Origin of the sequence: Bradyrhizobium cosmicum, assembly GCF_032290525.1 — a bacterium.
GTDB classification, from domain to species: domain Bacteria; phylum Pseudomonadota; class Alphaproteobacteria; order Rhizobiales; family Xanthobacteraceae; genus Bradyrhizobium; species Bradyrhizobium cosmicum_A.
This window is the reverse complement of sequence record NZ_JASXTA010000007.1, coordinates 144,772-157,856: the sequence shown is the minus strand read 5'-3', so window position 1 is coordinate 157,856 and position 13,085 is coordinate 144,772. Positions and strand designations below refer to the sequence as shown.

At 65.2% G+C, this 13,085-nt stretch carries 9 protein-coding genes; 5 read left to right on the top strand and 4 right to left on the bottom strand.

Translation table 11 applies throughout. The features are described 5' to 3' along the window. Positions 1-73: 73 nt before the first annotated feature. Together QSV46_RS15215 and glyS are read left to right on the top strand one after the other, a co-directional pair. On the top strand, positions 74-1,009 hold the full coding sequence (locus QSV46_RS15215) for a glycine--tRNA ligase subunit alpha (protein WP_314952483.1): 936 nt from the start codon (positions 74-76) through the stop codon (positions 1,007-1,009). Further along, positions 1,009-3,108 carry a glycine--tRNA ligase subunit beta gene (gene glyS / locus QSV46_RS15210; RefSeq protein ID WP_314952481.1) on the top strand — a complete coding sequence of 700 codons (2,100 nt, stop codon included), beginning with the start codon at positions 1,009-1,011 and terminating at the stop codon, positions 3,106-3,108. The genes QSV46_RS15215 and glyS overlap by 1 nt, the downstream gene beginning before the upstream one ends. A gap of 251 nt (positions 3,109-3,359) precedes the next feature. On the opposite strand, the gene QSV46_RS15205 is transcribed toward glyS, so the two are convergent. Then, positions 3,360-3,713 carry a DUF1236 domain-containing protein gene (locus QSV46_RS15205; protein ID WP_314952478.1) on the bottom strand — a complete coding sequence of 118 codons (354 nt, stop codon included), beginning with the start codon at positions 3,711-3,713 and terminating at the stop codon, positions 3,360-3,362. Between the two features lie 224 nt (positions 3,714-3,937). On the opposite strand from QSV46_RS15205, the gene QSV46_RS15200 reads away from it, so the two are divergent. The 3 genes from QSV46_RS15200 (at position 3,938) to QSV46_RS15190 (ending at position 9,061) form a co-directional block, all read left to right on the top strand. Next, on the top strand, positions 3,938-4,093 hold the full coding sequence (locus QSV46_RS15200) for a DUF3096 domain-containing protein (RefSeq protein ID WP_014497329.1): 156 nt from the start codon (positions 3,938-3,940) through the stop codon (positions 4,091-4,093). Positions 4,094-4,189: 96 nt separating this feature from the next. Then, positions 4,190-7,120, top strand: coding sequence for a pyruvate, phosphate dikinase (gene ppdK, locus QSV46_RS15195; protein ID WP_314952454.1), 2,931 nt, complete (start codon positions 4,190-4,192; stop codon positions 7,118-7,120). A 486-nt stretch (positions 7,121-7,606) separates the two neighbouring features. Then, entirely contained in the window at positions 7,607-9,061 is a 1,455-nt protein-coding gene (locus QSV46_RS15190; RefSeq protein ID WP_314952452.1) for a cell wall hydrolase, read from the top strand. A 4-nt stretch (positions 9,062-9,065) separates the two neighbouring features. Here QSV46_RS15190 and nadC read toward each other — a convergent pair whose 3' ends face one another. From nadC to nadA, 3 genes are all read right to left on the bottom strand, one after another. Then, positions 9,066-9,944: a carboxylating nicotinate-nucleotide diphosphorylase gene (gene nadC / locus QSV46_RS15185; protein ID WP_314952450.1), complete on the bottom strand. Its 879-nt coding sequence runs from the start codon at positions 9,942-9,944 to the stop codon at positions 9,066-9,068. Positions 9,945-9,954: 10 nt separating this feature from the next. Continuing rightward, positions 9,955-11,562, bottom strand: coding sequence for an L-aspartate oxidase (locus QSV46_RS15180; protein WP_314952447.1), 1,608 nt, complete (start codon positions 11,560-11,562; stop codon positions 9,955-9,957). 188 nt (positions 11,563-11,750) lie between these two features. Beyond that, the gene (gene nadA, locus QSV46_RS15175) at positions 11,751-12,857 is read right to left on the bottom strand and encodes a quinolinate synthase NadA (RefSeq protein WP_314952444.1); all 1,107 of its coding nucleotides are present in this window, start codon (positions 12,855-12,857) and stop codon (positions 11,751-11,753) included. Between the last annotated feature and the right edge of the window lie 228 nt (positions 12,858-13,085).

The following is a 13,085-nucleotide window of genomic DNA, read 5'->3' as shown; positions in this document are numbered from 1 at the left end:
TTTGCCTTGATTCCCACCCCCGCCGTCGATACGGTCCCGCGCGATTCACCCCCCGCGAGAGCCTGATCTGACGATGGACGCCTCATTGCCCGCCCATATGCGCCCGGAACGCTCGTTCCAGGGTTTCATCCTCGCGCTCCAGCGGTTCTGGGCCGAGCAGGGCTGCGTGATCCTGCAGCCCTACGACATGGAGATGGGCGCGGGCACCTTCCATCCGGCCACGACCCTGCGCGCGCTCGGGCCAAAGCCCTGGAACGCCGCCTATGTGCAGCCCTCGCGCCGGCCCAAGGATGGCCGCTACGGCGAAAACCCGAACCGGATGCAGCACTACTACCAGTTCCAAGTGATCATGAAGCCGTCGCCGCCGAACCTTCAGGATCTGTACCTGAAATCGCTGGCCGCGATCGGCATCGATTCCGCCGTGCACGACATCCGTTTCGTCGAGGACGACTGGGAGAGCCCGACGCTGGGCGCCTGGGGTCTCGGCTGGGAGTGCTGGTGCGACGGCATGGAAGTCTCTCAGTTCACCTATTTCCAGCAGGTCGCGGGTTTTGAATGCGCGCCGGTGGCGGGCGAGCTCACCTACGGGCTCGAGCGCCTCGCGATGTATGTGCAGGGTGTCGACCGCGTCTACGACCTCAATTTCAACGGCCGCGAGGGCGACGCCAAGGTCACCTATGGCGATGTGTTCCTGCAAGCGGAGCAGGAATATTCGCGCCACAACTTTGAAGTTGCCGACACCGCGATGCTGTTCGAGCAGTTCAAGATGGCGGAAGGGGCATGCCGGAAATATCTTGAGGCTGGCTGGAAAGACGGCAAGCGCGAGGCGCATCTGATGGCGCTGCCGGCCTATGACCAGTGCATCAAGGCGAGCCACGTCTTCAACCTGCTCGACGCGCGCGGCGTGATCTCCGTGACCGAGCGGCAGAGCTACATTCTTCGCGTGCGTGAGCTGGCCAAGGCTTGCGGCGAGGCCTGGATCCATACCGAAGCGGGCGGAGCGGCCTGATGCCCGATCTTTTGCTTGAACTATTCTCCGAAGAAATCCCCGCGCGGATGCAGGCCAAGGCGGCCGACGACCTGCGCCGCATGGTCACCGACAAGCTCGTCGCCGAAGGCCTCGTCTACGAAGGTGCCAAAGCGTTCGCGACACCGCGCCGCCTCGCGCTGACCGTGCACGGAATCCCTGCGCGCCAGCCCGATCTGAAGACCGAACGCCGCGGCCCCAAGATCGGCGCGCCCGATGCGGCCGTGCAGGGCTTTCTGAAAGCGACAGGCCTGAAATCGCTCGATGAGGCCAAGATCCAGCGCGACCCCAAGGGTGATTTCTACATCGGATTGATCGAGAAGCCCGGCCGCGACGCGATCGACGTGCTCGTCGAGATTCTGCCGGTGATCATCCGCACCTTCCCCTGGCCGAAATCGATGCGCTGGGGCGCGCGCTCGGGCAAGCCGGGATCGCTGAGCTGGGTGCGTCCGCTGCACGCGATCACCGCGACCTTCGGGCTCGAGACCGAAGACCCCGATGTCGTGAAGTTCGAGGTCGACGGCATCGAAACCGGCCAAACCACCTACGGCCACCGCTTCATGGCGCCAGCTGCGATTTCCGTGCGCCGTTTCGAGGACTATGAAGCGAAGCTGAAGGCTGCCAAAGTCATCCTCGATCCGCAGGCGCGCAAGGACATCATCTTCGCCGACGCCAAGGAGCTGACCTTCGCGCAAGGATTCGAACTGGTCGAGGATCAGGTGCTGCTCGACGAGGTCTCGGGCCTGGTCGAATGGCCGGTTGTCATGATGGGATCGTTCGAAGCCGAATATCTCGCGATCCCGGACGAGGTGATCCGCGCCACCATCCGCAACAACCAGAAGTGCTTCGTCGTTAAAGATCCGAAGACGGGCAAGCTGACCAACAAGTTCGTGCTCACCGCCAATATCGAGGCGCCCGACGGCGGCGAGACCATCGTCGCCGGCAACGAACGCGTGATCCGTCCGCGCCTGTCGGATGCGAAGTTCTTCTACGAGACCGATCTCAAGACAAAGCTGGAAGACCGTCTGCCGAAGTTCGAGCAGATCGTGTTCCACGAGAAGCTTGGCACCCAGGCTGAACGCATCAAGCGCATTGAACGTCTGGCCGCCGAGATCGCGCCGCTGGTGGGCGCTGATGTCGCGAAAGCCAAGCGTGCCGCGCATCTGGCGAAGGCGGATTTGCTGACCGAAGTCGTCGGCGAATTCCCTGAGGTGCAGGGCCTGATGGGCAAGTATTACGCCATGGCGCAGGGCGAGGATGCCTCCGTTGCTGCCGCCTGTGAGGAGCACTACAAGCCGCAGGGGCCGGCCGATCGCGTGCCGACCGATCCGGTCAGCGTGGCGGTGGCGCTCGCCGACAAGCTCGACACGCTCGCTGGCTTCTGGGCGATCGACGAGAAGCCGACCGGCAGCAAGGACCCGTATGCGCTGCGGCGTGCGGCGCTGGGCGTGATCAGACTGATTGCCGAGAACAATTTGCGTCTGTCGCTCATGAAGGTGGCGGCCTCCGCACTCGGCGGCTTGTCCGTAAAGTCGGCGGATGTGGAGAAGCTTCCGGGCGACCTGCTTGCCTTCTTCGCCGACCGCCTGAAGGTCCAGCTTCGCGAGCAGGGCGCGCGTCACGATCTCGTCGACGCCGTGTTTGCGCTCGGTGGCCAGGACGATCTGCTGATGATCGTCCGCCGCGTCGAGGCGCTCGGCAAGTTCCTCGAGACCGACGACGGCAAGAACCTGCTTGCCGGCATCAAACGCGCCAGCAATATCCTTGGCATCGAGGAGAAGAAGGACAAGCGCACATTCGACGGTACGCCGGAGCCTGCGCTCTACAGTCTCGCCGAGGAGAAGGCGCTGGCCAAGGCGATCGGCGAGGTGACGGTGGAAGCCAGCGCTGCCGTCGCCAAGGAAGACTTTGCCGCGGCGATGAGTGCGATGGCAAAGCTGCGTCCGCCGGTCGATGCGTTCTTCGAGAAGGTACGCGTCAACGACGACGATGCGAAGGTGCGCGAGAACCGCCTGAAGCTGCTGAACGAAATCCGCAGCGCCATCCGTGCGGTGGCGGATTTCTCCAAGATCCAGGATTGAGTGTGCCCCGGACGCTGCGCAGCGCATCTTTGCGGTGCGCTGCAGAGCCGGGGCCCATGTCACGGCGTGCTCGGAGCTTCTGGGTCCCGGGTCTACGCTTCGCTTGCCCGGGACACGAGAGCACGCGCACACGAAAAAGCCCCGCCCGGCGGGGGGAAGACCGGGCGGGGCCTGATGTCCGATTTAACACTGCTCGCGCCAGCCTGATATGGCGCGCCGGACATCGAGTTGAACTCGTGTCGAGTTGGACGCTAGTTCAGCACCTCGACGATGCGACGCGAGCGCGGCTCGACCAGCACGGTCTCGCCGTTCACGACGGTGTAGCGGTACGTGGTAGCGCCGAAACGTTGTGGCACGTCATAATAGGTGATGCCCGTCTCGGGTAAGGTGGCACCGACCACCACGCGATCGGGAGTGCGGAAGGGCGGCACACGTTGCTCGACGACATAGTCACGGAAAGCCGGCCGCTGTTCGACCGCAATCGTTGGGGCGCTGTCGACCACGGCGGGCGCGCGTCCCACCGTGACATCGCTTTGCGCCTGCACCGCAAGGGGCGAGCCGATCGCGGCCGCGAGCGCTGCAAGAGCGAAAATTCTGTTCCGCATGGGCAACTCCTTCGAGAAGGTTTTCGGGAAGCGCCAGTGGCGCGACCGGTCGCCAATGCTGCGACGCGCGCGATGTTCCGGAAAACGCCCTGCCGCATTCGCGGCATTTTCAGGCAGTTTTCGCGAAGGCGGGAACCTGTTTGCCCCCAAGGGCGTCTCTACCCGCGGAACCCGGTCCGCTATGATCCGGCCGCGATTCGCCTCAGCCCACGGAAAGACAATTCATGCACATCACCGTCGCCCACATCTCGCCGCTTCTGTCGCTGCTTGCGGGCGTGCTCATTCTGATCATGCCGCGCCTTCTCAACCTGATCGTTGCGATCTTTCTCATCATAAATGGTGCGATTGGGCTCGGATTGTTGAAGTGGCTCCATCTCTAGGCCTTGATTTTCCGGAACTCTTCGACTTGCGCGGGCCTGCCCAAAGTGGTGTAAGGCCCGCGATTTCCCTTTCCTCTCGCAGGTTGTGTGCAAGCTATGGCCAAAGCCGCCTCGAAGCCGAATAAAACTCCAGCGAAAATACCAGCGAAATCAAAGTCCTCCGCGAAAGCGACCGCCGCGCCGGCGGCCCGCAAGGCGCTTCCGAAGAGTGCCTTGAAGAGCGCCCCGAAGCCGGTCGCCAAGCCCGCAGCCAAGACGGCCGCACCCAAGGTCACTGCGAAGCCTGCATCGAAGAAGCCTGCACCGAAAAAGGCTGCGCCCACCAAAGCGGCGCCAGCTGCGGCCAAGGCCGGCAAATGGGTGTTCACGTTCGGTGGCGGCAAGGCCGAGGGCCGGTCGGAAATGCGCGACCTGCTTGGCGGCAAAGGCGCCAACCTCGCCGAGATGGCCAATCTCGGCCTGCCGGTGCCTCCGGGCTTCACCATCCCGACCTCGGTCTGCACCTATTTCTACGCGCACGACAAATCCTACCCCAAGGAATTGCAGTCGCAGGTTGAGAAGGCGCTCGACCATGTCGGCAAGTTGACCGGCAAGGTGTTCGGCGACACCAAGAACCCGCTGCTCGTCTCCGTGCGCTCCGGCGCCCGCGCCTCGATGCCGGGCATGATGGACACCGTGCTCAATCTCGGCCTCAACGACGAGACCGTGGAAGCGCTGTCGGAGCTGTCGGGCGATCGCCGCTTTGCCTATGACAGCTATCGCCGCTTCATCACCATGTATTCCGACGTGGTGCTCGGCTTCGAGCATCATCACTTCGAGGAAATCCTCGACAGCTTCAAGGACAGCCAGGGCTATACGCTCGACACCGACCTGTCGGCCCAGGACTGGGTCGAGCTGGTCGGCAAGTACAAGGACGCGGTCGCGCGCGAGACCGGCAAGGACTTTCCGCAGGATCCGCACGACCAGCTCTGGGGCGCGATCGGCGCGGTGTTTTCATCCTGGATGAACGCGCGCGCGGTGACCTACCGCAAGCTGCACGACATTCCGGAATCCTGGGGTACCGCGGTCAACGTGCAGGCCATGGTGTTCGGCAACATGGGCGAAACGTCGGCGACCGGCGTTGCCTTCACGCGCAACCCGTCGACCGGCGAGAGCAAGCTCTACGGCGAGTTCCTGATCAACGCGCAGGGCGAGGACGTGGTCGCGGGCATCCGCACGCCGCAGGACATCACAGAAGAGGCGCGGAAAGAGTCGGGCTCCGACAAGCCGTCGATGGAATCGGCAATGCCGGAGGCCTTCAAGGAGCTGACGCGGATCTATACGCTGCTCGAGAAGCACTACCGCGACATGCAGGACATGGAGTTCACGGTCGAGCAGGGCAAGCTGTGGATGCTGCAGACCCGCGGCGGCAAGCGTACCGCCAAGGCGGCGCTGCGCATCGCGGTCGAGCTCGCCAATGAAGGCCTGATCACCAAGAAGGAAGCGGTGTCGCGGATCGATCCGGCTTCGCTCGACCAGCTCCTGCATCCGACCATCGATCCCAACGCCAAGCGCGACGTGATCGCGACCGGCCTGCCGGCTTCGCCGGGAGCTGCCTCCGGCGAGATCGTGTTCTCATCGGATGAAGCGGCCAAGCTTCAGGGCGACGGACGCAAGGTCATCCTGGTCCGTATCGAGACCAGTCCGGAAGACATCCACGGCATGCACGCCGCCGAAGGCATCCTGACCACCCGTGGCGGCATGACCTCGCACGCCGCGGTGGTCGCGCGCGGCATGGGCAAGCCCTGCGTCTCCGGCTGCGGCACCATCCGCGTCGATTACGGCCGCGGCACCATGAGCATCGGCTCGCGCACCTTCAAAACCGGCGACGTCATCACCATCGATGGCTCGCTCGGCCAGGTGCTCGCCGGTCGCATGCCGATGATCGAGCCGGAGCTCTCCGGCGAGTTCGGCACGCTGATGAACTGGGCCGACCAGGTCCGCAAGATCGGCGTGCGCGTCAACGGCGACACGCCGGACGACGCGCGCACCGCGATCAAGTTCGGCGCGGAAGGCATCGGCCTCTGCCGCACCGAGCACATGTTCTTCGAGGAGACGCGCATCCGCACGGTGCGCGAGATGATCCTCTCCGAGGACGAGCAGTCGCGCCGTGCCGCGCTGGCGAAGCTTCTGCCGATGCAGCGCGCCGACTTCGTCGAGCTGTTCGAGATCATGAAGGGCCTGCCCGTCACGATCCGCCTGCTCGATCCGCCGCTGCACGAGTTCCTGCCGCACACTCACGCCGAGGTCGAGGAAGTGGCGCGTGCCATGAACACCGACCCGCGGCGCCTCGCCGACCGCGCGCGCGAGCTCTCCGAGTTCAATCCGATGCTCGGCTTCCGCGGCTGCCGTATCGCAATCGCCTACCCTGAAATCGCTGAGATGCAGGCGCGGGCGATCTTCGAGGCGGCAGTCGAGGCCGAGAAGCGCACCGGCAAGGCCGTCGGCCTCGAGGTGATGGTGCCGCTGATCGCGACCAAAATGGAGCTCGATCTCGTCAAGGCGCGCATCGATGCCACCGCGAAGGCGGTAATGCGCGAGACCAACACCAAGCTGGGCTACCAGGTCGGCACCATGATCGAGCTGCCGCGCGCCTGCCTGCTCGCGGGCGAGATCGCGCAGTCGGCCGAGTTCTTCTCGTTCGGCACCAACGATCTCACGCAGACCACCTACGGCATCAGCCGCGACGACGCGGCGAGCTTCCTCGGTCCATACGTCGCAAAGGGCATCCTCTCGGTCGATCCCTTCGTCGCGCTCGACCAGGAAGGCGTCGGCGAGCTCGTCAAGATCGGCGTTGCCCGCGGCCGCAAGACGCGCCCGCAGCTCAAGGTCGGCATCTGCGGCGAGCACGGCGGCGATCCGGCCTCCGTCGCCTTCTGCCACAACATCGGCCTCGACTACGTGTCGTGCTCGCCCTACCGCGTGCCGATCGCGCGGCTGGCCGCGGCGCAAGCCGCGCTCGGCAAGGCGGTTGCGAGCCAAGCGTAGGCGAAGAGTTGAGATGTTGAATGCGAAGAGGCGGGGCCAAACCCCGCCTCTTTCATTTTACTCAATGTTGTTTCCACGTACTCGCTGTCGTCGCCCGGCTTGACCGGGCGATCCAGTACGCCGAGACATGGGTAATTGAATCGAGACGCTGCGGCGTACTGGATGCCCCGCTTTCGCGGAGCATGACAGCGGTGGTGTGGAGGCGCTGTGCACAACAGCGGAAACATACGCGTATCCCGTAGTGCTACGCGTTCCTAAGAGTTCCTTCACCATTCGCGTTGACCGATTGTTTACCGCTTCACATCAGGCGGCGTTTACCAACGCGTATCATTGCCCGTGAAAACACCTGCAATCGCTTGCGTGTGCCGCGCGTGCAACCCCGATTAACGCCCCGGCAACCTAAATTGGATACTTACGATAAAGATCGAATTGCACGGATGTACTGCTGGTCGATCTTCCTGGCGTAAGCGTAGCGTGAGCGTGTCGATGTCAGTGTTGCGTAACCATCCGAAGGGCGCGCGGTTCGCGTCCTTCGGAATCGGTCTCTGCATCTTCGCATTGATGCCGAGAGAGACCGGCTATCAGGACATTTCGTCGTTGCTGGCGCGTCAGCCCGGCGTCGCCGAGCGTTGGCAGAAGCAGGTCTTCTCCGCAGCGTCCTCGATCCAGCTCGCCACCTACAGCTTTTCCCGTCCCATCGGCACCTCGATTCCGCAGAGCGCGATGGTCCGCCTCGCGAGCCTCGATAGCCGCGACGTCACCGGCGCGATCAGCCGCAATCCGGCGCTGCAGGCGCCGCCGCGCTACCAGGCCGCCGATTTTCCCAAGGTCGATCGCTCCATGAAGGGCGATCGCCTCGCAATCGCTACGCCGACGCAAGCTCCCGGCACGGCGGCGCCATCCGCAGCGCCAGCGCAGCAAGATCCCGCAACCTCGAACAGCTCGGTGTTCGGCGCCAAGACCGTCGCGTTACCACAGGCAATGTCGCCGGAATCCGCGGCTGCGCTCGACCCTGAGCTCGCGGAAGCCCTGCGTGCGCCGCCGCTGCCGCAATATGTCAATCCACCGCAAGCCAGCGACGCCGCGCGCGCGTTCGCGGTCCAGCCGCTCGAAACGCTGAAGCAAGCGACCATTCCAGAAGCACCGCCGCGCGATCCGTTCCGCGTGAAGACCTCGAACCTGTTCTTCGGCAGCTCCTCGCTCGGCGGCAATGTCGAGAGCATCGAGAGCTGGCAACCCGGCGCCGAACCGCTGATCGTGATGCCGGATCCCGATATGAAGGTGACGGCGTCGTTGACGCCACCGACGGCCGGGATCGCCAAGGACATCGAAAGCGGCGAGAGCGTCGCGCCCAAGGGTGCGGTCAACGCCGATAACCAGCGCGCCAGATCGCCGGCGGAGCGGCTCGGACTCGACGACAAGTCTCGCGCGAAGTCAGAGAAGTGCCTCGCGGATGCCATCTATTTCGAATCGCGCGGCGAGGCCGTGCGCGGCCAGATGGCGGTTGCGCAGGTCGTGATGAACCGCGTGTTCTCCGGCAAATATCCCGACACCGTGTGCGGTGCGGTCTATCAGAACAAGCACCGCCACTTGGCCTGTCAGTTCACCTTCGCCTGCGACAACAATGCCGACGTGATCCGCGAGCCCGAGATGTGGGAGCGCGCCAAGAAGATCTCGAAGGCGATGCTCGACGGGCAAATCTGGTTGCCCGAGGTCGGCAAGTCCACGCACTATCACGCCTACTGGGTACGCCCGTCCTGGGTCGCCGAGATGAAGAAGATGTACAAGACCGGCGTGCACACCTTCTATCGCCCGCGCGCCTGGGGCGACGGCAGCGAAGAACCGAGCTGGGGTACCCCGGCCCAGACCGCAGCGCTATCGGCCGAGCTCGCGCAGGCAGCCAAGAGCTCCGCGGAGATGGGCGTGAGCGAACGAAGGTAGCCGTTCACGCCGCGATATCCAGCGCGCAGTCGAAATTCGGCGCCGAATGGGTCAGGGCGCCGGCTGAGGCGTAGTCGACGCCAGTCGCGGCGATGGCCGCGATCGACTCCAGAGTGACTCCGCCGGACGCCTCCAGCTCGAGGCGGCCCTCGTTGAGCCTGACAGCTTCGCGCAGCGTCGCAAAATCCATGTTGTCGAGCAGCACGGCATCGGCGAGCCCGCTGTCGAGCACCTCACACAGTTGCGACAGCGTATCGACCTCGATCTCGATCTTGACGAGATGACCGCCATGGGCGCGGGCGCGCTCCAGCACGGGGCGAATCCCGCCCGCGACCGCAATGTGGTTGTCCTTGATCAGGATCGCATCGTCGAGGCCGAAACGATGGTTGAAGCCGCCGCCGCAACGCACCGCATACTTCTCCAGCGCCCGTAGCCCCGGCGTGGTCTTGCGCGTGCAACAGATGCGCATTGTCGTGCCTTCGGTTCGCGCGACGTAGTCGGCCGTGAGCGTCGCGACGCCCGACAGGCGGCCGACGAAATTGAGCGCGGTCCGTTCCGCGGTGAGAATGGCGCGGGCCGGACCCGAGATCGTCAGCACATGCTGCCCGCGAGCGACGCGCGCGGCGTCGCGGACATGCGCGCGCACCTCGATGTCGGACGAGAGCTTTTGCAGCGTCGCCAGGGCCAGCGGCAAGCCGGCGATCACGCCGGACTGGCGCGCGACGAGGACGGCTTGCGCCCTGGTCGCTTCCGGGATCGTGCCCAGCGAAGTGATGTCGCCGGCGCGGCCGAGGTCCTCGTCGAGAGCGCGGTGCACGGCCTCGTCGATGGCGAGCGGCGAGAGGAAGGCGTCGGGATAGAGCAGGGAAGTCGGGTTGATCATGGGGTTTCCTTCAGGCGATCATGGGTTGGCCGATCCGGGCGAGCGGGCGCTCCCCCAGGCCTTCCGCGACCTCGCGCGCTGCGGCGAGAGTGGTCATCGTTCTCTGCCTCAGCGCGGGGAGGTCGGAGGGATGGTCAATGCGGAAATGCGCGCCGCGGCTCTCGTGCCGGCGCCACGCCGCGGCGGCGACGAGCAGGGCCGTCGTTGCCATGTTGCGGACCACGATGCCGGTTGCCTCGCGTTCGAGCGCGGCGAAGCTGCGCACGGCCTCCGCCAGCCCGTCACCGTCGCGGATCACACCGACATGCGCGCTCATCGTCGCTCGCAGCCGCTTCACGGCCGATGCGTCCGGTTCGCCGGCGCGCGGCGTCACCGCCGCGTCGGCAAGCCGTGCAGGCGAGGGGACGGCGCGGCCGGCGATGTCGTCGGCGATCCGCGCGGCGTAGACCACGGCCTCCAGCAGCGAGTTCGAGGCGAGGCGGTTGGCGCCGTGCGCACCGGTGGACGACACTTCGCCGCCGGCCCAGAGCCCGTCGATCGAGCTGCGGCCGCGCGCGTCCACCGCGATGCCGCCCATGTGGTAGTGCGCGGCCGGCGCGATCGGGATGGCTTGCGTAGCGGGATCGATGCCGGCGGCGATGCAGCTTGCATGCACGGTCGGAAATTTTTCGGCGAAGCGCGCACCCAGCGCCTGCCGCGCATCGAGGAAGGCGCCGCGCCCGGCCGCGATCTCGGCGAAGACGCCACGGGCCACGATGTCGCGCGGCGCGAGCTCGGCGAGCGGGTGGCGCGCCAGCATGAAACGTTCGCCATGGCCATCGATCAGCGTCGCGCCTTCGCCGCGCAGGGCTTCGGTCGCGAGCGGCGCCGGATCGCGCCCGACCATGATGGCGGTCGGGTGGAACTGGACGAATTCAGGGTCGGCGATAACAGCACCGGCGCGTGCCGCGATCGCCAGGCCCGATCCGCTGGCCTCGATTGGATTGGTGGTGGCGGCATAGAGATGACCGATGCCGCCGGTCGCAAGCACGACCGCGCGTGCGGCGAGCAGGACCGGCGGGGCCGCCGCGTTGCCGGCTTCACGCAATTGAAGGCCGGTCACGGCACCATCCTCCGTCAGCAGCGCCTCGGCAACGAGACCTTCGATCAGGCGGATCGACGGCGTTCGTCGCACGGTTTCGCTCAACGCCGCGATGATCGCGGCACCGGCACCGTCGCCGCGCACATGCACGATGCGCCGCGCTGAATGCGCGGCCTCGCGTCCGACCGCGAGCCGGCCTTCGAGGTCGCGGTCGAACGGCACGCCATAGGCGAGCAGATCATGAATTCGCGGTGCGGCCTCGCGCGCGATTCCGAGCGCGATGGCTTCATCGACGAGGCCGCCACCGACCGCGATGGTGTCGGCAACGTGTGCTTCAGGCGTATCGCCGTCAGCCACCGCCGCGGCGATGCCGCCTTGCGCCCATGCGGACGATGCGCCCTGTCCGAGCGGAGCGGCCGAGATCAGCGTCACCGGGCGCGGCGCCAGCTTGAGCGCGCAAAAGAGCCCGGCGAGGCCACCGCCGGCGATGACGACGTCGTTGGTGATGCGGGCGAGATTGTGGATGTTGTTGGTCATGATATTTCCTCTTGCTCCTCTCGTCCCCGCGAAAGCGGGGACCCATAACCCCAGGGAGCAGTTGCGACGCGAGCTCGTCACCACGCGTCGTCGCCAAACATCTTCCTGTGGCTATGGGTCCCGGATCTGCGCATCGCTCCGCTACGCTTGTCCGGGACGACAGCTATGCTTGTTGCTGCGTGTTGCCTTCAGTTCTTCAGATTGATCATCCGCTCGACCGATCGCCGCGCACGTTCCGCAAGCGCGGGATCGATCGTCACCTCCTCGCGGAGCGTCAGCAGGCTCTCCAGAATGTTGGCGAGCGTGATGCGCTTCATGTGCGGGCAGAGATTGCAGGGACGCAGCATCTCGACGTCAGGCAGCTCGGCGCGGACATTGTCGGCCATCGAGCATTCCGTGATCATCACCAGCCGCCGCGGCCGCTTTTCGCGCACCCAGTTGATCATGTGCGCGGTCGAGCCGGTGAAATCGGCCTCCGCCAGCACGTCCGGCGGACATTCGGGATGCGCGATGATCTGCACGGTCGGGTCGGCCTCGCGATAGGCGCGCAACTCCTCGCCGGTAAAACGCTCGTGCACCTCGCAGGCGCCTTTCCAGGCGATGATCTTTACGTCGGTCTTCGAGGCCACGTAAGTGGCGAGATAGCGGTCGGGCAGGAAGATCACGGTCGGCGCGTTCAGGCTCTCGACCACCTGCACCGCGTTCGACGAGGTGCAGCAGATGTCGACTTCAGCTTTCACCTCCGCCGAGGTGTTGACATAGGCGACAACTGGGACGCCCGGAAATCTTTCGCGGAGCAGGCGGACGTCCGCACCGGTGATGCTGGCGGCGAGAGAGCAGCCGGCGCGCATATCCGGGATCAGCACCGTCTTGTCCGGGTTGAGCAGCTTCGACGTCTCCGCCATGAAGTGCACGCCGCACTGGACGATGATGCCGGCCTTCACCTTGGTGGCTTCGACGGCAAGCTGGAGCGAGTCGCCGCCGATATCGGCGACACAGTGGAAGATCTCGGGCGCCTGGTAGTTGTGTGCGAGGATCACCGCGCCGCGCGCCTGCTTCAGCTCATTGATCGCCTTGATCGTCGGCGCCATTAGCGGCCACTCGATCGCCGGGATCACGTGCTTGACGCGCTCATAGAGCGGCGCGGTGGCCGTCGCGACCTCGTCCGTCCATTCCAGCGAGGGCATGGGCAGCGAGGACCCCGGTCGAGCCGGCGCAGCGGGGCGAGAGATCGTGATCTGGCCTTTCGGCCGGTCTGCAAAGTCGTCGGGGCCGTAGATTCCAGTGATCGGCATCGAAGCCTCCCATGCTAATTATGCTCCATTTGAGTATATATGGAGCCTGAGAAATCCGGCCGAGGGGCCGGTGCAGTTTCATCAGAGCTCACATATACTCAATCTGAGTAAATCAAAGATAACACTCCTTGCGAGAGGCCGCTAGGTCCACCCGCACACATTCTCGTCAAAGGGCATGCCATGCGCCTCGGGCGAGGTTGCATTGAAACGCAATGCTCCCGCGCCAGC

What these genes read in the sequence shown, in the direction of transcription:
- QSV46_RS15180 (WP_314952447.1), bottom strand. Translation starts at nt 11,562, where the DNA reads ATGACCAACAACATCCACAATCTCGCCCGCATCACCAACGACGTCGTC.
- QSV46_RS15215 (WP_314952483.1), top strand. Translation starts at nt 74, where the DNA reads ATGGACGCCTCATTGCCCGCCCATATGCGCCCGGAACGCTCGTTCCAG.
- glyS (WP_314952481.1), top strand. Translation starts at nt 1,009, where the DNA reads ATGCCCGATCTTTTGCTTGAACTATTCTCCGAAGAAATCCCCGCGCGG.
- ppdK (WP_314952454.1), top strand. Translation starts at nt 4,190, where the DNA reads ATGGCCAAAGCCGCCTCGAAGCCGAATAAAACTCCAGCGAAAATACCA.
- nadA (WP_314952444.1), bottom strand. Translation starts at nt 12,857, where the DNA reads ATGCCGATCACTGGAATCTACGGCCCCGACGACTTTGCAGACCGGCCG.
- nadC (WP_314952450.1), bottom strand. Translation starts at nt 9,944, where the DNA reads ATGATCAACCCGACTTCCCTGCTCTATCCCGACGCCTTCCTCTCGCCG.
- QSV46_RS15205 (WP_314952478.1), bottom strand. Translation starts at nt 3,713, where the DNA reads ATGCGGAACAGAATTTTCGCTCTTGCAGCGCTCGCGGCCGCGATCGGC.
- QSV46_RS15200 (WP_014497329.1), top strand. Translation starts at nt 3,938, where the DNA reads ATGCACATCACCGTCGCCCACATCTCGCCGCTTCTGTCGCTGCTTGCG.
- QSV46_RS15190 (WP_314952452.1), top strand. Translation starts at nt 7,607, where the DNA reads ATGTCAGTGTTGCGTAACCATCCGAAGGGCGCGCGGTTCGCGTCCTTC.